Origin of the sequence: Methylophaga sp. UBA2496, from assembly GCF_002341635.1 — a bacterium.
GTDB lineage: Bacteria > Pseudomonadota > Gammaproteobacteria > Nitrosococcales > Methylophagaceae > Methylophaga.
Window position 1 is genome coordinate 112,275 of record NZ_DDOK01000009.1, and the last position, 19,588, is coordinate 131,862.

Sequence of the window (19,588 nt, forward strand, 5' to 3'; positions counted from 1 at the left end):
CCATTAATTTCAGGAGGTATTTCCTGCAATTTACATGACTAATTCCTACTTAGGCAAGATATCTTCCCAGATTTTTATGCCGAATAAATTCAAAGCAGATAACCGAACCAAAAATACGCTGTTCAGGTCTGCTTAACATTCATAACAAGGGAGTCATTAATTCATGGATACGATTACGCAGGCGTTACTCGGCAGTGCAGTGGCTTACAGCGTTGCCGGACGCAAAGCCCCCAGGGCTTCCATATTTTACGGTGCGACGTTCGGCATCCTGCCTGATCTTGATGTATTCATTCAGTATGCCAATGACCTGGATACCATGACATTACATCGCAGCTGGACGCATTCCTGGCTTATGCAAAGTCTGCTGGCTCCCATTGTTGCCTGGCTAATGTGTAAGCTAGCGCCAGTATTTGATTTTCGACGATGGTTTATGCTGATTTGGCTGGTATGGGTCACACACAGTGGACTGGATGCAATGACGGTTTACGGGACCCAGCTATTCTGGCCCTTTATGCCTCCGCCTGTCTCTATTGGCAGTATATTTATCATTGACCCGATATATAGCCTGCCACTCGTTGCAGGATTTCTGGCGATTTTAATTGCCGCCCAAAACCGGCTAAGCCATTTCATCATGCTGGGTGCTCTGATCCTTACTACGGCTTATCTCGGCTGGAGTCTGGGAGCCCAACACTGGGTAACCAGGCAAACTCAACAGGCTTTAGCAGAACAGCAAATTGAATATCAGCATATTAAAATCACCCCTGCCCCTTTAAACACCTTGTTATGGCGCATTGTCGTGATTGATGAAGCTGTCTATTACGAAGCATTTCGTTCAGTATTTGATGGTGATGCAGCGTTTAGATTTACCCAGTATGAGCGAGGCAGCGAACTGAAAGGTCTGCTACCGGATCAATCTGATCTCGAACGGCTAGACTGGTTTACTCAGAATAATTTCAAGTTGCAGCAGCTGGAAAACATTATTTTGGCAACCGATTTGAGGATGGGGATGGAGCCAGCGTATTTTTTCCGTTTTCAACTGGCCAGAATTGAAAATGATGAAGTCATTACATTGCCACCAAAACAATTATCGATGCCCCGTAATGCGATAAATGGATTGTATTGGGTCTGGCAACGTATCTGGGATGATCAGGCAGAACTCATTAACAAAAATGGATCAGAATAGGCTTCACCCTGCGCGTCAGCAACGGCTTGATGCGTAATTTTACCCTGATAAATATTCAGTCCGTTAAGCAAATGGCGGTCCGCTAAAAAAGCGGCTTTACCCCCCTGACGGGCCAGATTCCGAATATACGGTAACGTAGCGTTGGTGAGTGCCAGCGTGGAGGTTCGGGCAACAGCGCCAGGCATATTGGCTACGCAATAATGCACGATGCCCTGTTCGATATAGGTTGGTTGATCGTGCGTTGTCGGACGGGAAGAAGCGAAACAGCCTCCCTGATCAATCGAGACATCCACCAGCACGCTGCCGGTTTTCATCATTTCAAGATGCCGGTATTCAATGATTTTGGGTGCTGTGGCCCCCGGCAGTAACACGGCACCAATCACCATATCAGCATGTTGTACGACACTATCAATGGCCTCTGCATTGGAATATAAGGTTTTCAACCGCGGGCCAAATTGCAGATCCAATTGCTGTAATTTAGTCAGTGAGTTATCCAATACAGTGACATCCGCACCGATCCCCATTGCCATGCGGGCAGCATTAACACCGACCACGCCACCGCCTATAATCACAATATTGGCTGGGGCAACACCGGGAACGCCTGCCGGTAAAATACCTAAGCCTCCTTCATGGATCAGTAATGCCTGGGAGCCCGCCTGAATCGCCATGCGTCCCGCCACTTCACTCATCGGGGCCAATAACGGTAAGCCTCCCTGGTTATCGGTTACTGTCTCGTAGGCAATGCAGGTCGCTCCGGAATGTTGTAAAGCCGCTGTTTGTAATCGATCCGGTGCAAGATGCAGATAAGTGAACAAGGTGTGTTCAGAAGTTAGCTGTTCGATTTCGGCTGGCTGAGGTTCTTTGACTTTGATTATCAGCGTCGCCCTGGCGAAGACGGCTGCTGCATTTTCGGCAATATTGGCACCGGCCTGTTGGTAATCCGCATCGGTAAAACCAATTGCCTTACCGGCAGAATGCTCAACCCAAACTTCATTGCCATCAGCGCATAGTTCCCGTACACCAGCAGGCGTCAGTCCGACCCGGTGTTCCTGAGTTTTGATTTCTTTCAGCACCCCAATCCGCATACGTTTTCCTGATACTCTCACTGATGTCTAAACGCCGGATTGCAGAGGAATACTGATGGTCACCAATAATCCTTTTGCCACGCCGTTTTTAATATGTAACTCACCTTTAAATCGTCTGACAATAGCATCCACAATGGCCAGCCCCAAACCGCTTCCACTGTTTTGGTGTCCATGTACAAAGCGTCGGGTTAGCTCTGAAAGCAACTTTTCCGAAACACCGGGCCCTTCATCTTCTACCGTCCAGTGCAACTGACCTTGCTGCTCGGTGGCAGAAAGTGTCACCACACTATTTTCCGGTGCATGGCGAATGGCATTTTCGAGCAGATTGCGTAATGCCGCCGAGAGTAAAATAGCGGATGCCTGAATTTTCTCATCTACGTCATCATTGAAGCGCAAGGTCACTTGATGTTGCTTGGCAAGATGCTGCACATCACTTAGCGCCATATTGTTAATTTCAGCAACCGGTAAACGTGCTGTTTCGGTTAATTGACCATCACCCTCTACTCTGGCCAGTAATAACAATTGATCCAGTGTACGTTGCAACCTGTCAGTCGCTTTTTCAGCCTGCAATAAGGCATGCATGGCTTTGCCACCGTCTGTTAAACGGGCGACTTGTAACTGGGTTTTGATTCCGGCCAAAGGCGTTCGTAACTCATGAGCCACATCGCCGGTGAACCGGCGCTCACGCAATAAAGACTGCTGCATACGCTGTAATAAACGGTTTATTTCATCGACCAGAGGGCGGACTTCAGCCGGACGCTGTTCCCATACCAGAGACGTTAAATCCTCAGTATTGCGTCGCGCCATACTCTCACTCAGACTATGCAAAGGTTTAAAGCCATGCAGAATGCCAAACCAGACGACTGCCAAAGTACCAGCCAAACTCAGAAAAAAGGGTAATCCGGCAGCAATAACCACCGAACGCATCAGAGTATCCCGGGTTTCCAGACGCTCAGCCGTGGTAATGGTCAACCCCGCTTGCGATAAATTAAAAACACGCCACGGTTCACCATCCTGCATCCGATTCTGATAGCCTTGCTGTGTGGTGGTCAGCACGCTTTCCGGAGCATCATGTGATACGGCAATAATATCGCCCGCCACATTAGCCACTTTACACGCCAGGGTGGCCGGCAAATCCAGATTGTCCGTCTGATCAAACAGCGGACTGCGCTGAGTACCGTTTACCAGTGGATCCAAATCATATTGCGACATCAGGGACATCAGCATTTTGGCTGAAGCGGCAAGCCGGTTATCCAATGTGTTCTGCATTTCTTTCTGCACGCTCAGCAACAGCCATGGTGCCAGCAACAGCCACATCAGCAATACCGAAATTCCAATACGCCACAATAACTGCCAGCGCAGATAATCTTTGGCTTTAGCCTGATTCATTGACACCCCCCAACCGATAGCCCATACCACGGACGGTCTCGATCCACTCATCGCCCAATTTACGACGCAGATTATGGATATGCACTGCAACCGCATTACTTTCAATGCCCTCAGCCCAACCATAAAGTCTGTCTTGTAACTGTGCGGCAGTGACCACTCTGCCCGGATGTTGCAACAGGGTTTCCAACACAGTGATTTCCCGGCGGGATAAATTCAATGGTTTGTTATTCAGGGTAACCTGCAACGTTGCTGGATCAAACTGCAGACTGCCATGTTGGATGGTCTGCGTGGCACGCCCTGCAGCCCGACGGCTTAATGAATGTAATCGGGCAACCAGTTCGGTTAAATCAAAGGGCTTACTCATATAGTCATCGGCCCCGGCCTGTAATCCACTGACTCTGTCCGGTACTGCATCACGTGCCGTCAAAATCAACACCGGTAAAGTATTGCCTCTTTCACGCCAGCGACTCAGCAACTGCATCCCATCTTCATCCGGAAGCCCCAAGTCCAATACCACAGCATCAAAACTGGCGGTCGACATCGCCGTTTCTGCACCACCGGCGTTCATCACCCATTCCGCCTGAATACCCAATGCTGTGAGACCGGTCTGTATGCCTTCCCCCATTAATGCATCGTCTTCCACAATCAAAACATACATCGGTCGATATCCAGAATAAAAACAACATGTTCGTTTAACTGAATTAAGACAACGTTAACATTGTCTTAATTTTATCGCTGCACTCTACGCGGCATAAAACTGGTTGCGTAACGTCGCTGCAATCAGTTATTCCATATTAATAACAAGAGAAGCTATTTATGTGGCTGGTGCGCTATGCTCTAACCCGACCTTATTCTGTTGCCGCCTTAAGCCTGCTGATTTTTGCCGCCGGGCTGATCAGTTATCTTAAATTACCAGTCGATGTGCTCCCCAGCGTCAATATACCTTCTATAAAAGTTGTGTGGACATACAACGGTCTCAACACGAATGAAATGGCCTCGAAAATCACCACTTTCAGTGAAGTGGCGATTATGAATAATGTCGATAATCTCAGGGAAATCCGCTCACAAACATTGAATGGCACCTCGGTGATTCATATCGATTTTCATCCCGAAGTCGATATTGCCAATGCAATGGCCCAGGTAACCGGCGTTTCGCAAACCATTCGACGGCGCATGCCGGAAGGCACCTCTCCGCCACTGGTCTCAGAATATAATCAGTCCAGCACACCAATTATCCAGCTGGTCATGTCTTCCGACACTCTGACCGATGGCCAACTGGCTGACTTTGCCCGTTTACAGTTACGCGGCATGGTGCAATCGATTAATGGTATTCGGATGACACTGCCTTATGGCGGTGCAACCCGTCAGATTATGGTGGATCTGGATCCGGAAGCCTTGTTTGCCCAGGGATTAACAGCCAACGATGTCACTCGCGCAATTAATGAACAGAACCTGACGCTGCCATCAGGCAGCATTCGTGAAGCACAGAATGAGCTGCAGATTACGGTTAATGCCAGTCCTCAGGCGGTCGCCGATTTTGAGGACTTACCTATCCGGGCCCGAAACGGCGAGTTGATATTACTGCGCGATGTGGCCGATGTACGTGATGGCACAGCATTGCAGACCAATATCGCCCGGGTAAATGGCCAAAACGCCGTTATGGTGTCTTTGATTAAACTGGGCGGCGCCTCTACCGTGGATATTATCAACGAACTGATGGAACGTTTGCCTTCCATTCAGGCCGCCGCACCTGAGGGTATTACCATTTCACCTATTTTTGATCAGTCGGTGTTTGTCAGCACCGCACTGCATCATATTGAAATGGAAATTCTTATCGTCGGATCACTGGTCGCACTCATGGTCCTGTTGTTTTTAGGATCATCACGCGCCACGCTGATTGTTCTGACCTCAATACCCCTGTCATTGCTGACCGCGGTATTTGTATTGAACCTCACCGGTAACACCCTGAATCTGATGAGCCTTGGTGGTCTGGCCTTAGCAATTGGCATTCTGGTCGATAACGCCTTGGTGGAAATTGAAAATATCAAACGGCATCTGGCCGATGGCATGGAACCCAGCCGTGCCATTCTGACCAGTGCCAGTGAAGTCGCCTTCCCGGAATTTGTTTCAACCCTTTCCACCTGTATTGTGTTTTCACCGATATTTTTATTAACCGGTGTCGCCGGCTTTATCTTTCAGCCGATGGCGATTGTGGTGATTGCCTGTCTGGCCGCCTCATATCTATTGTCACGGACGGTCGTGCCAACACTGGCCAAATTATTACTGACCAATGAAAAAACCTTAACCAGACAATCCAGAAACCCATTGGTGCATTTACATCTTGCCCTGGAACAACACCTGCACAATGGCCAGCAGCATCTGCAAAATACCATTGGTCGCCTGCAACGGCATATTGTCATCGCCCCGCTGATTGGCATTGTGATCATCACAGCAGCCGGATTTGCCTTACAGGAGATTGGCCGTGATTTCTTTCCGAAAACCGATGCTGGACTGATGCGATTATATCTTCGGGTCGAACCCGGCACCCGCATTGAACAGACAGCCGATAAATTTGCTCAAATTCAGCAGGAAATCCGCAAAATTATTCCGGAGGATGAACTGGATTTTGTGTTTGAAAACATTGGCATGCCGGATTCCATTAACCGTGCCTGGGTAGAGAGTTTTACCATCGGTACTTATGATGGTGAGTTACAGATCCAATTGGCCAAAGGTCATCAGCCGAGCAGCCACTATGAAGCATCCATTCGGCAAATGCTTAAAGCGAAATTTCCCGAAGTCACACTATTTTCTCAAGCGGCAGACACCACCAATCAAACGCTTTCCGGCAGTACTCCAACCGCACTGGATGTGCGTTTTACCGGTCGGAACCTGCCCGGCAGCATCGCAAAAGCTGAAACCCTGATTGAAAAAATGCAATATGTGGAAGGTGCAGTGGATATTGGCTTTCAGCAGGTCTTTGCCCTGCCAGAATATTATGTGAATCTGGATCGTAAACGGGCGGCTGAACTCGGCGTTACTACGCAGGCAGCAATGAACAGTTTGCTGGGTGCATTAGGTTCTGCGGGTACGGTCTCCCCCAGCTTCTGGTCCGATCCGGTGTTCGGTTTTTCCTATGAAGTGCAAACCAGAACGCCATTACATAAATTACGCACCACCGATGATTTAATGAATCTGCAGGTACAAACCAGCGATCCCGATGTCACCGTGCCACTCGCCAGTATTGCCAGCATCAGCCCGCGCAATGTTGCTGGCAGCATCGGCCGCACCATGCTCAAACCGACCGTCAATGTGTTGGTTAACACGGAAAACAGCGATTTAGGCTCGGTTTACCAAGCGACCCGGCAGATTGTAAATGAACTGAAACAAGATATTGTCCCTGGCAACGATATTGAAATCATGGGGCAGGCCGCCGCCATGGATGAGGCTTATCGGGACCTGCTGTTTGGCTTTTTACTGGCCGTATTCTTTATCTACATTATCATGCTGTTCAACTTTGCCTCGTGGATCATGCCGCTGGTCGCTTTATCTGGTGCGCCGATTGCCATTTCCGGGGCGATTATCGGCTTAATGCTCACCGGTACCACCATCAGCGTTCCCGCTTTGATGGGCTTTATTATGGTGATCGGCGTATCCACTGCCAACAGTGTCCTGGTAACAACCTTTGCCAGAGATCAATGGGTGGCCGGTAAATCGGCTTTCGAAGCCGCCCGTGAAGCGGCCTCAACCAGATTACGACCGGTATTAATGACCGCCCTCACCATGATGATCGGTTTATTGCCAATGGCACTGGCGCTCGGTGAAGGTGGCGAACAAAATGCCCCACTGGCCCGTACCGTTATTGGTGGTTTGATGCTGGGCACCTTTGCATCACTGTTTTTAGTGCCCTGGACTTTCAGCATGATCATGCAATTTATTAAACGTCCGCAGCCGGTGAAGCTGCCGACTATTTGAGGACCTCACGATGTCAAATATAACCAGGACAATCTTAGTTGCCGCGGTCATCGCTGTACCTGTATGGTTTTTTATTCAGCCTCCCAGTGAAGCGAATATCGAACAGCCCTCTGCTGCACCTGAAATACTCTCGGTACGTGTGGCACAGCCACAACCGCTGTCAAATTATCAGCCATTGATATTTAACGCCCGCGTAGAGGCCATCGAACAATCGGACATTTTCGCCCGTGCTGATGGCTACGTGGAAAGTCGCCATGTCGATATTGGCGATAACGTTCAACAAGGTGATTTACTGGCAAAACTCTCCTCCCCAGAACTGGAACAGGAAATTCTTCAGGCCAAGGCTGAAATCAATCGGCAGAAAGCCACGCTGGATCTGACGGAGAAAGTGGCCAAACGGTATATCAATCTACGCGATTCAGGTGCCGTCAATGCGACCGAAGTCGATGAAAAAGAAGCTGAGCTGGCAGTGGCCAAAGCGACATTAGCGACCTACCAGGCCCGTCTGGAACAGCTGGAAAATGAATTTGCCTACACCGAAATCGTGGCACCGTTTGATGGCATTATCACCCGTCGTCTGGCTGAACGTGGAAACCGTATTACCCGCAATGATGCCATGCCGCTATTTCGAATCAGCCGCACGGATCAGTTACGGATAATAGTGGATATACCGCAAACACAGTTATTTATTATTGATCAGCAAAATCCGGCAAAACTGACTTTGCCTGACTTAGGAAATCAGCAAATCGTCGTACCAATTTCACGTATTTCGCGTGAAGTAAATCGCGAAACCGGCACCATGCGAATGGAATATCTGCTGGATAATACCGAGCTTAATCTGCTGGCGGGCTTGAGTGGTGAAATGGCCATACAGGTTCAGCAAAACGGTGAGGCTGTGCTTATTCCGGTTAATGCCTTAAAAACCATTCAGGGCAGACCCTCAGTGATGCTGGTAAACACGGAGAACCAGGTTGAAATCAAAACCGTTCGTGTGGGTCGTCTGGATAATAGTGAAGTGGAGATCCGTTCAGGCCTGACCACTAAGGACCGCGTGATCCTCAATCCCAATGCCAGATTGAATGCGGGTGCTGAAATCATTATCGCGGAGTAGCTTTACAGCTGTTTTCAGGGTGTCTGCTAACTGCCTAACAGGTTGTCAGCGCACTGACAACAGATCCTGCCAGCGGGTCGTATAACCCGGACTTTTTCTTTCCTGTTTCATTTTCCAGGGACGCTTAAATCCCTGATTAGCCAGTTGTAAAGCGTCTTTACCCATACAGGCATTAATATTATCCATCACTGTCATCAACTTACCGGATTTTGGATCCTGATTGAGGGCAAACAAATCCTGCTGCTGACCGCTTTTCGGCTGCAATTCGGTGAGCATAATGCCGGCTTTGGCGTAGTTAAAACCGTGACGATACATCTGTTTCAATGCTGTCAGTGCATGTTTGACTAATACTCTGGTGTCATCTGAAGCCATCGGCAAAGCCACCATCATGCTGTTGCCATAATACGCATCCCCCTCTCGATAGGGACTGGTGCGGATATACACCTGAATCATCCGCGCCACTGAGTACTGTCGCCGCAGTTTTACAGCAGCACGGCTGGTATACAGACTGATGGATTCGGCCAGACTGTTCATATCCGTCACGGGAATACCAAAGCTTCTGGAACTCAAGATCTGCTTTTTGTCACTGATGGAATATTCCAGCTCCAGACAGCTGATACCGTTGAGTTCACGTACGGTTTTTTCCATCAACACACTGTATTGGCGTCGCAGGGTTTCAGCATTGGCTTGTTTTAAATCCAAAACGCTGAGAATGCCCTGCGTTTTCAACTTCACTGCCAGTTTACGACCCACGCCCCACACCTCACCTACATCCAGATCGGCAAGTAAATGGTTAAGTTGTTTAGGACTTAACTGATTAAAGTCACAAACCCCATCATATTCAGGCAGCTTTTTAGCACAATGATTGGCCAGTTTGGCAAGCGTTTTACTGGCACCTATGCCGACACTGACCGGCAACCCTGTCCATTGCCCGACACGGTGACGGATCTGCTGACCATATTGCAGTAAATCCAGATGTTGAAAACCGCTCAGATCCAGAAAACACTCATCAATCGAGTATACCTCCTGATCCGGCGAAAACTGGTTGAGAATCCGCATCACCCGGTTACTCATATCGGCATACAACGCATAATTGGATGATAAAGCGATGATCTGATGCTGTTGCACCAGCGGTTTGCACTTGAACCACGGCGCGCCCATCGGCACGCCCAGTGCTTTGGCTTCATTACTTCTTGCCACCGCACAGCCATCATTATTACTGAGCACCACTACCGGTTTACCGGCCAGTTTTGGGTTAAATACCCGCTCGCAGGAAACATAAAAGTTATTGACGTCGATTAGGGCAATACTGCGTGACATTATCACTTAAAACGCCTGAATGAGCCGGTGACGACGCCCCAGATTTCAAACTGCATACCATCCTTGATTTCAATCGGCTGATACTCGCCGGACTGATTGGATGGCAGTAATCGTGGGGCACCCTCTTTGGTTTTCGCCAGCAGTTTAATGGTAAATTCGCCATCAACTACTGCCAGCACAATATCGCCGATACTGGCATTCTTGGCGCGATTCACCACCGCTTTGTCACCCGGCAATAAACCACTATCAATCATCGAATAACCCTGAATGGTGACAAAAAATGTCGCCTCCTCATCATCAATCAGAAACTCATTGGGATCCAGCCGCTTCTCGACATGTTCATCTGCAGGCGAGGGAAAACCCGCCGCAACTTTGGAACTGAATAAGGGCCAGCTGCGTTTGGCCGGCGTAATGACGGGGCGTTCAAATACAGTTGGCTCGTCTACCATGTGTGGAGATTGGTTCTGGGTGGACTGATAACGTCGATAGGCTTTCAGAAAGTCAGCAATCACCGGTTTTTGACTTTGAGGAATCCGCATCACCGTTGTCGGCTCTTTGATAGCCGAACCTTTCTTTCGTCCGGCACCAGCACGCCGACCGCCATGCGTATTTGAGCGAATTGTCATAAATCACTTGATTAATTGAAACAGTTAATCAAGTGTACGAATCACTTCCCGAACAGGCAAGGAAAAATTCACTAGCTGAATAACAACACGCTCCAGATAAGGCCAATCAATACGATAATAAAAACCGATGCACCGATTTTATGTTCTTCAAACAGGTTTTGCGCCTGATTACCAAACAGACAGACCAATAAGCCCAGACCAAAATAACGCAGCCCACGGGAAACGATGGTAGCCAGCATATACAGCAAAAATGCGTAGCCGGTTGCTCCGGCCGCCAGCATGGCAATCTGAAATGGAATCGGCGTCACGCCGACACTCAGGACATACCAGAAACCATGTAAATGAATCTGCTGCCGAATGGATTCAAACTGCTCTGGCGTCGACAACAGCGCAATCATTTGCTCACCGATCAGACCAAACACAAAATAGCCAATCGCATATCCTAACGCCGCGCCGATAATACAGCCCAGTAACGCCATGGCACTGATGGCCCAGAGCAGCTTCCGGCGTGCCTGCATCAGTGGAATCAAAATGGTTTCCAGCGGAATCGGCACAATCAACGACTCCATAAAAGAAGCAAAAGCCACCCCCCATAGCATATGTTTGGAATTGACCAACCGCGAACCCAGCTGTTTGAATTTTTTCAAGTGACTTGATTTCCTGTCTTGGATAAGTAACTCAAAACCCGATACTTATATGATGCCAGCCAGACCATAAAAAAATTAAGTGAATCCAACTGTAAATAACCTGGGATCAGACAGGTTTTCATAACGGAATAACCATTGTCTGAAACACTATGTTGATTGGAAACGGCTCAAATCAGCGGGTATTCATGCTCTGCATAAAAGCGCTGATGCACAACCTCAATCCTTAACCGATCTCCGGCTTCAATAAATTGCAACGGCTGACTGACTTCATCAATCCACTGCTGTGCCTGTTCCGCTTTAATAAAACTGCAGATATCGCCTATCGGCCAGTGAAAATACACTTCGCGTTGTTTCTTTTCAGCTAACACCGCAGGATCCGTGGTGTCTGGAAGTGGAATATACGAACTGAAAATCTCCAATCCCCCCTGCTGCTCCGGATCATTTGCATTGTATTCCAGTGAAATATCCCAGCCGCGTACCAGTCCATTATCGGCATCACCACGTTCAAAACTGAAGCCATACATCGCCAGAATATCCTCCTCGATTTCCGGCAGTTTTTTCAGTGCCTCCTGAACCGCTTTAATCGCAGTTTTGTCTTGCTCTGAAAGATTTTCCAGTGTGATTAACCACTCACCCAAATCGATGGCGGCCTGAATAATGGGAGGATGGGTTTTGTCGAGCAGAATATGCGGCATGAGAATGAATTATCTAATGATTAAAGCCGGAACATGATATCAAACTGCATGGGATAACCCTATTCATGTTCCCACGCCGGAGCGTGGGAACGAGGCCAGTATTAATCCGCTTTCGGACTCACCCGCCATACGATATTACCGACATCATCTGCGACTAAGATGCCGCCCTGTTTATCCACTACAACACCTACCGGACGCCCCATGGCATCGCCATTACCGTCTACAAATCCAGTCAGAATATCCTGCGGCATACCGTCAGGTTCACCCTCTTTAAACGGTACAAAGATCACTTTGTAACCACTTAACGGTTTTCGATTCCATGAGCCATGCTGCCCGACAAATGCGCCGTTTTGATATTGAGCACCAAGCAAATCCGCCTGATAAAAAGCCAGCCCCAATGAAGCTGTATGCGCGCCCAGGGCATAATCGGGCTTAATGGCTTTTTCGACTAAATCCGGTCTGGGGGGCTCGACACGTGTATCGACGATTTGACCGTAATAGCTATAAGGCCAACCATAAAAGCCGCCATCCTGTACCGACGTCATATAGTCCGGCACCAGATCACTACCGATTTCATCGCGTTCATTAACAGTTGTCCAAAGCTCACCACTTTGAGGCTGCCACGCTAAACCATTTGGATTACGCAGACCGGAAGCAAACAGTCTTTTATCGCCCGTATCGGGATTCACTTCCAGAATCGCAGCACGGTTTTCTTCGTTTTCCATACCGTTTTCGCCAATATTGCTATTAGACCCAACGGTGGCATAAAGCAATGTGCCCTCATCATTGGCAATAATATTCTTGGTCCAGTGATGATTAATCGGCCCGCCGGGTAAATCCGCGATATGCTGAGGTTCGGCGGTGATCTGTGTCTGCCCTTCTTCGTAAGGGAAACGCACAATGGCATCGGCATTGGCAACATAAAAATCATTGCCAATCAGCGCCATGCCAAATGGAGAACGCAAATCTTCGAGAAATACATGACGGGTTTCAGCTACGCCATCGCCATCTTCGTCACGTAATAAAGTAATCCGGTCCGCACTGGGCACTGCCGCCCCTGCCCGTTTCATCACCAGGCCTTTTATCCAGTCTTTAATACCTGCATTTGGCTTTTCGCTCTCAGGGGCATTGGACTCCGCCACCAATACATCGCCGTTTGGCAACACATAAAGCCACCGCGGATGATCCAAATCCATTGCAAAACGGTTGACCTGCAAGCCCTCTGCAGCAATCGGCTCACCATCAATCGGCCAGCCTTTGGCCGGTGCAATTTTCACGGTGGGTATCAAAGCCTGTTTAGGTGCAACCAAGGTTGGCTCAGGCCCATAATCAGCTTGTGGAGGGATTTTGGCCCTATCACCACAGCCAGTCAGGCTCACGGCCAAAACCCCAATAAATGCGCCGACGATAGATGGATGCTGCATATCTGTGCTCCTGAATAAAGAATCAATACCTGAGTCTAACAAGGTTCAGCTAACGTTCGGCTTGCTTTGCGTTAAAAGATGTTGAAGAAATTGCCTTTATAGTGATTTGGTCATTCCAGTTGAGACAGCGGAATGTTTAATAATTGTGATTGTCACAGTATGGCAAAGTTTTATTTCACTCAATGGAGGTTGCATGCAAATTCAGGTTAATACCGATCGCCACATTCCAGGCGATGACACGCTCACCGACTCTATTCGTGAGGAACTACAACATTCTCTCAAACGATTCGATGAACACGTCACGCGTGTCGAAGTACATTTAAGTGATCAAAACAGTGAAAACCGGGGTGGTGCTGATGATATCCGTTGTCTGATCGAAGCCCGCATAGAAGGTCACCAACCCAATGTGGTCACCCATGATGCCGCGACCATCAAACAAGCCTTTACCGGTGCGACCGATAAAATGAAACGTGTCTTGACCACCACCATTGAGCGTATGCAATCACGCTAACATCAACACCAAATGCTGGTTCCCACGATCCTCCGTGGGAATCACCCATTCTCGCGCGGGAGCGTGATTAAGGTGTCCTTAATGCTCACTCTAAAGGTCAGATAAACCCGAAATCCAGAATATGCGACGCAACGGAATAAGGCTTGTGCAGAATATAAAATGCTTTCGGCGCACAGAATAAATCTCATTAATTGAAGCGATCCTTATGAGGCCATAGGGAAATCAATTTCAAAACAGATTATTGTGTTTTTCACCAAGCCATCGGTATGCTTGATCCCACATTGTTCCTCAACTTTCCATTAAAACCCAGGCAGCATAATGAATAAGAAGTTACTTTTAGCCATCGGCTTGATACCGCTCGTTATCATTCTGGCAATCGTTTTCAATAATCGAGACGCTCCATCATCGGCAACTGACAGTAAACGGCAATTATCTGAATTGCAGTCTATTGAAGAAGGCTTTATGGAAGCTGAAGTTTTCATTAATGCCCAAGCACCGATCAAAATTGATGATCAAACCCGATTGGAAAAAGCATTAGCGGGCCCCGGCGATATGATTACCTATTTTTATACCCTGACTACGGTGTCGGTTGCCGAAGTCGAGCCAGCCACTGTGCTTGAGAAGATCAAACCAAAACTGCTCTCAAGTCTTTGTAAGAATGCGGAAATGCAGCCAGTGCTGCAGGCGGGTGCAAAAATTGTTTATGTCTATTCAGACAAGAACAGTGAAGATGTCGGACGTATTGAGGTAGTGGCTGCAGATTGTCAGGCGTTAAGCTAAGTTTGCATAGTCACGCAATAGACTGCTGCTGTAGCAACATACTCATATCGCGTTTGGGTGGATGGCCAAACATTCGTACATATTCACGACTGAATTGTGATGGACTTTCATACCCCACCCGGTAAGCCGTGCTGGCAGCATCCTGCGTCTCCGTCATCATGATTTTTCGTGCTTCAAGCAGCCTGAATCGTTTTTGATATTGCAACGGACTCATTGCGGTGACCGCTTTGAAGTGGCTATGAAAAGACGAAATACTCATGCCCACCTGGGTAGCCAGATCCTCAATTTTGATTGGCTGATCGTAATTGGCTTTTAGAATTTGAATCGCCTCTGAAATTCGTTGCATGTGGCTACCGGTTTGGGCCATTTGAGCGATGACATCGCCATATTGGCCGTTGAGTAGCCGGTAATGAATTTCGCGTTTAATCATGGGTGCTAATAACGCAATATCCTGTGGGGCTTCCAATAACCGGGCAAGTCGTAATACGCCGTCCCCCAGTAACGCATCCACATCGCCGACAAAAATGCCACGCTGGCTTGGCATTTTGTTTTTAAACGGCAAACGGGTCTGCGCCATTAATTCGGTAAGTTGATGCAGATCCAACTCAATCTGCAGACATAGATAGGGTTTGTCTTTACTCGCTTCTATCACCTGACCAATCACCGGCAAATCGACAGAGGCCACCAGATACTCCGAAGGCTGGTATTGATAGATTTCATCTTCGAGTAACACCCGTTTCTTGCCCTGCACAATAACGCACAAAGAAGGTGTATAAACGCTGGGCAATCGGTCGTTTATTTCATTGAGTTTTATGCAGTTCACGCCGGTTATTGCGGTGCTGTGAATGCCGTTACCTGAGGAGAATTTATCAATCAGGTTCGCAAGCTCTTTGCGTTGGGCTTCATTCATTTTCTAATTACCCCAATAAGTTACTGATGCTGATTATAGGCTGATGGTATTTTGGAAATATAGTGAGTTGTAGAAATAGGCAATTTTCCTGTAGCTCTGTGTATCCAAAATAAACAGCTTCCTCACTACCATTTGAATCGTCACTTAAAGACAAGTTCAAATGGAGATAACTAATGAAGAACGTAGAAAATAAAGTCGTTTTAATCACCGGCGCCAGCAGCGGGATCGGTGAAGCTACCGCCAAAGTACTGGCTAAAAATGGTGCGATTGTTGTGCTTGGTGCACGTCGAACTGATCGCCTTGAAGCCATTGTCCGAGATATCCAGCAATCAGGTGGTCATGCTGCCTATCGTGAATTGGATGTAGCAAATGCAGAACAGGTGAATGCATTTGTGACTTTTGCCAAAGATACCTTTGGTCGGGTGGATGTGATGTTTAACAACGCTGGCATTATGCCGTTATCGCCAATGCGCGCGTTAAAAACCAATGAATGGAACAACATCATCGATATCAATATTAAAGGCGTGTTGAATGGTATCGCGGCAGTCTTACCAATCATGGATCAGCAAGGCAGTGGACATATTATCAACACCGCTTCCACTGGAGCGCACACAGTTGGTCCCTCCTGTGCTGTTTACTGTGCCAGTAAATATGCGGTTCGAGCCATCAGTGAAGGCTTGCGTCAGGAATCAAACAATCTGCGTGTCACTGTTCTTTCCCCAGGTGTTACCACTACTGAACTTGGCCACGACATTACTGATGAAGCTGCCGCTGAATTTGTTGATCAGCTTCGCAACACGTCGTTAAATGTCGAAGCCGTTGCTGATGCCGTTTTGTATGCCATTTCGCAACCTGACAATGTGGATGTGAATGAGTTGGTGATTCGCACTATGGCCTGTTATGGCCATGCCTTTTAAGCGTGGGGCTCAGGATGAAAACATTTCAGTACGTGACGGTGTTTGTCTGGTTTTATTTATTAAGTGGCTCTGTGATGGCAGAGCCGCTCAATCATAAACAGCTAGTCGAACAAGCTTTCAATCAATGGAGTCAGGGCACAGGATCGCCATTTGATTTACTCGAAGCAGATGCACAATGGACCATTATGGGGCCGACTGAGTCAGCCAAAACTTATAATCTATCTGACTTCCAGGAGATGGTGATTCAGCCATTTAACAAACGGTTGTCAACGCGATTAAAACCTACCGTCCATGCTATTTATCAGGACAGTGAAGAAATCATCATTTTGTTTGAAGCTGAGGCGACCTTGATCAATGGTGAAATTTATCGAAACAGCTATGCATGGTTTTTTACCATGCAGCAAGGAAAAGTCGTTAATGTCAGAGCAGTGCTTGATTTAAATGCTTACGATGCAGTGATGGCACTTGATGTTAACGATGACTGAAATAGACGTTTAATCTGACAAAACGGTGGTTTGGTCATTTCGGATATTACTTTCGTTGCAGAACATCGCTGATGTAGTCTTTGAGCTATATACTGAGTTTCTATTCGGGAACGACTGGCAGGTGGACAGGTCAGTATGTCATCGATAAAAATTTCAAAACTTAAACTCCCGATTGGATATCAGCGTTTTTATTCATGGACAGTTTCACGATTACACTTTTTATAAAGGTTTGATTGTCATGACAAAATACAAAAAAGCAGCAGAAGCCGTTGAACGTCTCTCTCCTGAACAACATTATGTGACCCAGCAATGCGGCACCGAACCACCATTTGATAATGCCTATTGGGACAATCACGAAGCCGGTCTTTACGTGGATGTAGTGTCGGGTGAGCCGTTGTTTGCATCAATAGATAAATTTGATAGTGGCACCGGTTGGCCGAGTTTTACCCGTCCGGTGCAGACCGAGAATGTCACCGAAAACTTTGATGAGAGTCTGGGCATGCGCCGTGTTGAAGTACGCTCAGTGCATGGTGACAGTCATTTAGGTCATGTCTTCCCTGATGGCCCCGAAGAAGCCGGTGGCATGCGTTATTGCATCAACTCAGCCTCATTACGATTTATTCCAGTGGATGAACTCGACATCGAGGGTTATGGTGAATTTAAAAAGCTGTTTTCAGAAACCTTAGGTGAAACAAAATGAGCGAGACAAATACCGAACGTGCCGTATTGGCCGGCGGCTGCTTCTGGGGTATGCAGGATTTGATTCGTAAACTACCCGGCGTGATCTCTTCACGAGTCGGCTATACCGGCGGCGATATTCCAAATGCCACTTATCCAAACCATGGCACCCATGCTGAAGGCATTGAGATCATCTTTAATCCTGAGCAGATTACTTACAGACAATTACTGGAGTTTTTCTTCCAGATTCATGACCCAACCACACCCAATCAACAAGGCAATGATCGTGGTATGAGTTATCGTTCAGCGATTTATTACACCAATGATGAACAAGCCGAAATTGCCAGGCAGACAATTGAAGACGTAAATCAATCTGGACTATGGCCCGGTAAAGTAGTCACAGAAGTCGAACCAGTTGGAGACTTCTGGGAAGCCGAACCCGAACATCAGGATTATCTGCAACATTATCCAACCGGCTATACCTGTCATTACATTCGGCCTGATTGGAAGCTGTCTTAAGAAAAGAATTGGTTTTAATGATTGATTCAGCCTCGACTCTATTCTAGAAATAATTTTTCTGATCAGTTGTTGCTCTTTTAGCAACAACTGATCGTTATTTTACAATTGGCCCCAACTCTTCAACCAACGTTAATAACTCTTTCGTTATAGCAATCAATTCATCCAGTAGCTGTGGTGTAATTTCCAGGTGACCTTCATATTCAGCCAGATTGCGTTGCTTGTGACATTTATCTAAAACTCGCCACTTACTAGTTGTCATTCCTACAGTATGTTCCAAACACTGAAACACCAGATAACGATTGTCTGAGCGGTATCCATGCCAACGCATCGCCGCCAGAGACAAAGCATGTGCTGCACCATAAGCTAATGAAAAACGACTATCGTCGGATAAGCTTTCCACATTGGCATCCTGCAAACGGCGTTTGGCAGAAATTACCATGCCATCAAACTCTTTTTGATCTGCAGGTTCTATTTTTAAATTGTTAGTTTTTACCAGCTTATCCAGATGCGCTAATGTCATTTTCTGATCCCTTCAGCCAAATCTTCGGTTGGTCCATTACCTTTGAAATAAATGCATTATCTTCCTGCCATTTCCGTTTGAACTGTTCTAATTCATAAACAGAAGGATTGATAGGTCGCGATAAAGTCTTTTCAGCGTCAACAAGACATTCCATCAAGTCCGCATAAGCCAACTTATCCGAAATAACCAGCAGATCAATATCACTTTTGGCAGTTGCCTCGCCCTTCGCGACGGAGCCATAGATAAAGGCACATAAAATCTTATCATTAACTGGCTTTAAAGCCTGACGAACTACATCAGCGACACCGAATGTCTTTGTTGCAATCGCCACCAGTTCATCAAATATCGGATTATCTCGGTTTGCTTGATAGTACTGTTGATTACCTTCTTTCGAACTATTCAATATTCCAGAACTAGTGAGTTTTTCCAGTTCTCGCGTAACGGTGCCCCGTCCTATCGCAGCCATGCGAACAATCTCGTTTGTATAAAAACTTTTATCAGGTTTGCCATATAACAAACCCAGCACACGTTGCTGTGTTTTTGTAAACAATGCTTCAGCGATGGAGGTAACTGACATATGACACCATTAATAAAATACCCAATATGGGTACTATAAGCCCCATATTGGGTATTTACAATATTGAATTAGCTCTTTAGAGAAAAAGAAATAACAGTGTATTTATGCAAAACAGATTCACACAATGCATCAATGGTATGAAAGTCATATATATTCACAATAGAACACAACATTTTAATTAGTTTAAAGCTGTTAAGTTGTGTTAAAAATAAGACAGTTAGTTGGAATAAACAGTTATG

At 47.1% G+C, this 19,588-nt stretch carries 20 protein-coding genes; 9 read left to right on the forward strand and 11 right to left on the reverse strand.

All coding sequences use genetic code 11. The features are described 5' to 3' along the window. Positions 1-163: 163 nt before the first annotated feature. Positions 164-1,183 (forward strand): metal-dependent hydrolase, encoded by a 1,020-nt coding sequence (locus tag B2W60_RS13675; RefSeq protein WP_292359107.1) that lies wholly within the window; start codon positions 164-166, stop codon positions 1,181-1,183. On the opposite strand, the gene ald is transcribed toward B2W60_RS13675, so the two are convergent. Genes ald through B2W60_RS13690 form a run of 3 tightly spaced genes read right to left on the reverse strand, consistent with a single transcriptional unit; the run spans position 1,147 to position 4,315 of the window. After that, positions 1,147-2,268: an alanine dehydrogenase gene (gene ald / locus B2W60_RS13680; protein ID WP_292359105.1), complete on the reverse strand. Its 1,122-nt coding sequence runs from the start codon at positions 2,266-2,268 to the stop codon at positions 1,147-1,149. The two genes, B2W60_RS13675 and ald, sit on opposite strands and share 37 nt — an antisense overlap. A gap of 27 nt (positions 2,269-2,295) precedes the next feature. Further along, positions 2,296-3,657, reverse strand: coding sequence for an ATP-binding protein (locus B2W60_RS13685; protein ID WP_292359103.1), 1,362 nt, complete (start codon positions 3,655-3,657; stop codon positions 2,296-2,298). Further along, positions 3,644-4,315 (reverse strand): response regulator, encoded by a 672-nt coding sequence (locus tag B2W60_RS13690; protein WP_292359102.1) that lies wholly within the window; start codon positions 4,313-4,315, stop codon positions 3,644-3,646. The genes B2W60_RS13685 and B2W60_RS13690 overlap by 14 nt, the downstream gene beginning before the upstream one ends. A 158-nt stretch (positions 4,316-4,473) precedes the next feature. On the opposite strand from B2W60_RS13690, the gene B2W60_RS13695 reads away from it, so the two are divergent. Both B2W60_RS13695 and B2W60_RS13700 read left to right on the forward strand, forming a co-directional pair. Continuing rightward, positions 4,474-7,629, forward strand: a complete 3,156-nt coding sequence (locus B2W60_RS13695; protein WP_292359100.1) for an efflux RND transporter permease subunit — start codon at positions 4,474-4,476, stop codon at positions 7,627-7,629. 10 nt (positions 7,630-7,639) lie between these two features. Next, positions 7,640-8,740, forward strand: a complete 1,101-nt coding sequence (locus tag B2W60_RS13700) for an efflux RND transporter periplasmic adaptor subunit (protein WP_292359099.1) — start codon at positions 7,640-7,642, stop codon at positions 8,738-8,740. Between the two features lie 45 nt (positions 8,741-8,785). Here the strand turns inward: B2W60_RS13700 and B2W60_RS13705 are convergent, their stop codons facing one another. From B2W60_RS13705 to B2W60_RS13725, 5 genes are all read right to left on the reverse strand, one after another. Then, positions 8,786-10,060, reverse strand: coding sequence for a Y-family DNA polymerase (locus B2W60_RS13705; RefSeq protein ID WP_292359290.1), 1,275 nt, complete (start codon positions 10,058-10,060; stop codon positions 8,786-8,788). Positions 10,061-10,062: 2 nt separating this feature from the next. Continuing rightward, positions 10,063-10,686: a LexA family protein gene (locus tag B2W60_RS13710; RefSeq protein WP_292359097.1), complete on the reverse strand. Its 624-nt coding sequence runs from the start codon at positions 10,684-10,686 to the stop codon at positions 10,063-10,065. Between the two features lie 71 nt (positions 10,687-10,757). Continuing rightward, positions 10,758-11,333, reverse strand: a complete 576-nt coding sequence (locus tag B2W60_RS13715; protein ID WP_292359095.1) for a YqaA family protein — start codon at positions 11,331-11,333, stop codon at positions 10,758-10,760. Between the two features lie 167 nt (positions 11,334-11,500). After that, positions 11,501-12,028 carry a hypothetical protein gene (locus B2W60_RS13720; RefSeq protein ID WP_292359094.1) on the reverse strand — a complete coding sequence of 176 codons (528 nt, stop codon included), beginning with the start codon at positions 12,026-12,028 and terminating at the stop codon, positions 11,501-11,503. Between the two features lie 101 nt (positions 12,029-12,129). Beyond that, positions 12,130-13,452, reverse strand: a complete 1,323-nt coding sequence (locus B2W60_RS13725; RefSeq protein WP_292359093.1) for a PQQ-dependent sugar dehydrogenase — start codon at positions 13,450-13,452, stop codon at positions 12,130-12,132. Positions 13,453-13,645: 193 nt separating this feature from the next. Between B2W60_RS13725 and B2W60_RS13730 the strand changes: the two genes are divergently transcribed. Together B2W60_RS13730 and B2W60_RS13735 are read left to right on the forward strand one after the other, a co-directional pair. Next, positions 13,646-13,963 (forward strand): HPF/RaiA family ribosome-associated protein, encoded by a 318-nt coding sequence (locus tag B2W60_RS13730; RefSeq protein ID WP_292357519.1) that lies wholly within the window; start codon positions 13,646-13,648, stop codon positions 13,961-13,963. A gap of 318 nt (positions 13,964-14,281) precedes the next feature. Beyond that, positions 14,282-14,743 carry a hypothetical protein gene (locus B2W60_RS13735; protein ID WP_292359091.1) on the forward strand — a complete coding sequence of 154 codons (462 nt, stop codon included), beginning with the start codon at positions 14,282-14,284 and terminating at the stop codon, positions 14,741-14,743. A 10-nt stretch (positions 14,744-14,753) separates the two neighbouring features. Here the strand turns inward: B2W60_RS13735 and B2W60_RS13740 are convergent, their stop codons facing one another. Next, entirely contained in the window at positions 14,754-15,653 is a 900-nt protein-coding gene (locus tag B2W60_RS13740; RefSeq protein WP_292359090.1) for an AraC family transcriptional regulator, read from the reverse strand. Positions 15,654-15,826: 173 nt separating this feature from the next. Between B2W60_RS13740 and B2W60_RS13745 the strand changes: the two genes are divergently transcribed. The 4 genes from B2W60_RS13745 to msrA all read left to right on the forward strand — a co-directional run bounded on the left by B2W60_RS13745 (position 15,827) and on the right by msrA (position 18,252). Next, positions 15,827-16,570, forward strand: coding sequence for an SDR family oxidoreductase (locus B2W60_RS13745; RefSeq protein WP_292359088.1), 744 nt, complete (start codon positions 15,827-15,829; stop codon positions 16,568-16,570). A 14-nt stretch (positions 16,571-16,584) separates the two neighbouring features. After that, positions 16,585-17,055 (forward strand): nuclear transport factor 2 family protein, encoded by a 471-nt coding sequence (locus B2W60_RS13750; protein WP_292359087.1) that lies wholly within the window; start codon positions 16,585-16,587, stop codon positions 17,053-17,055. 238 nt (positions 17,056-17,293) lie between these two features. Beyond that, positions 17,294-17,755, forward strand: a complete 462-nt coding sequence (gene msrB / locus B2W60_RS13755; protein WP_136553543.1) for a peptide-methionine (R)-S-oxide reductase MsrB — start codon at positions 17,294-17,296, stop codon at positions 17,753-17,755. Then, the gene (gene msrA, locus B2W60_RS13760) at positions 17,752-18,252 is read left to right on the forward strand and encodes a peptide-methionine (S)-S-oxide reductase MsrA (RefSeq protein WP_292359084.1); all 501 of its coding nucleotides are present in this window, start codon (positions 17,752-17,754) and stop codon (positions 18,250-18,252) included. Before msrB ends, msrA begins: the two co-directional genes overlap by 4 nt. A gap of 94 nt (positions 18,253-18,346) precedes the next feature. Here msrA and B2W60_RS13765 read toward each other — a convergent pair whose 3' ends face one another. Beyond that, complete coding sequence (locus B2W60_RS13765) at positions 18,347-18,772, reverse strand: hypothetical protein (protein ID WP_292359082.1); 426 nt, start codon at positions 18,770-18,772, stop codon at positions 18,347-18,349. Beyond that, positions 18,750-19,349, reverse strand: a complete 600-nt coding sequence (locus B2W60_RS13770) for a nucleotidyltransferase domain-containing protein (RefSeq protein WP_292359080.1) — start codon at positions 19,347-19,349, stop codon at positions 18,750-18,752. Before B2W60_RS13770 ends, B2W60_RS13765 begins: the two co-directional genes overlap by 23 nt. Positions 19,350-19,588: the final 239 nt, after the last annotated feature.

Bases quoted from the DNA above. Each gene is read 5' to 3' on its own strand.
- B2W60_RS13675 (WP_292359107.1), top strand. From the start codon at position 164: ATGGATACGATTACGCAGGCGTTACTCGGCAGTGCAGTGGCTTACAGC.
- ald (WP_292359105.1), bottom strand. From the start codon at position 2,268: ATGCGGATTGGGGTGCTGAAAGAAATCAAAACTCAGGAACACCGGGTC.
- B2W60_RS13685 (WP_292359103.1), bottom strand. From the start codon at position 3,657: ATGAATCAGGCTAAAGCCAAAGATTATCTGCGCTGGCAGTTATTGTGG.
- B2W60_RS13690 (WP_292359102.1), bottom strand. From the start codon at position 4,315: ATGTATGTTTTGATTGTGGAAGACGATGCATTAATGGGGGAAGGCATA.
- B2W60_RS13695 (WP_292359100.1), top strand. From the start codon at position 4,474: ATGTGGCTGGTGCGCTATGCTCTAACCCGACCTTATTCTGTTGCCGCC.
- B2W60_RS13700 (WP_292359099.1), top strand. From the start codon at position 7,640: ATGTCAAATATAACCAGGACAATCTTAGTTGCCGCGGTCATCGCTGTA.
- B2W60_RS13705 (WP_292359290.1), bottom strand. From the start codon at position 10,060: ATGTCACGCAGTATTGCCCTAATCGACGTCAATAACTTTTATGTTTCC.
- B2W60_RS13710 (WP_292359097.1), bottom strand. From the start codon at position 10,686: ATGACAATTCGCTCAAATACGCATGGCGGTCGGCGTGCTGGTGCCGGA.
- B2W60_RS13720 (WP_292359094.1), bottom strand. From the start codon at position 12,028: ATGCCGCATATTCTGCTCGACAAAACCCATCCTCCCATTATTCAGGCC.
- B2W60_RS13725 (WP_292359093.1), bottom strand. From the start codon at position 13,452: ATGCAGCATCCATCTATCGTCGGCGCATTTATTGGGGTTTTGGCCGTG.
- B2W60_RS13730 (WP_292357519.1), top strand. From the start codon at position 13,646: ATGCAAATTCAGGTTAATACCGATCGCCACATTCCAGGCGATGACACG.
- B2W60_RS13735 (WP_292359091.1), top strand. From the start codon at position 14,282: ATGAATAAGAAGTTACTTTTAGCCATCGGCTTGATACCGCTCGTTATC.
- B2W60_RS13740 (WP_292359090.1), bottom strand. From the start codon at position 15,653: ATGAATGAAGCCCAACGCAAAGAGCTTGCGAACCTGATTGATAAATTC.
- B2W60_RS13745 (WP_292359088.1), top strand. From the start codon at position 15,827: ATGAAGAACGTAGAAAATAAAGTCGTTTTAATCACCGGCGCCAGCAGC.
- B2W60_RS13750 (WP_292359087.1), top strand. From the start codon at position 16,585: ATGAAAACATTTCAGTACGTGACGGTGTTTGTCTGGTTTTATTTATTA.
- msrB (WP_136553543.1), top strand. From the start codon at position 17,294: ATGACAAAATACAAAAAAGCAGCAGAAGCCGTTGAACGTCTCTCTCCT.
- msrA (WP_292359084.1), top strand. From the start codon at position 17,752: ATGAGCGAGACAAATACCGAACGTGCCGTATTGGCCGGCGGCTGCTTC.
- B2W60_RS13765 (WP_292359082.1), bottom strand. From the start codon at position 18,772: ATGACATTAGCGCATCTGGATAAGCTGGTAAAAACTAACAATTTAAAA.
- B2W60_RS13770 (WP_292359080.1), bottom strand. From the start codon at position 19,349: ATGTCAGTTACCTCCATCGCTGAAGCATTGTTTACAAAAACACAGCAA.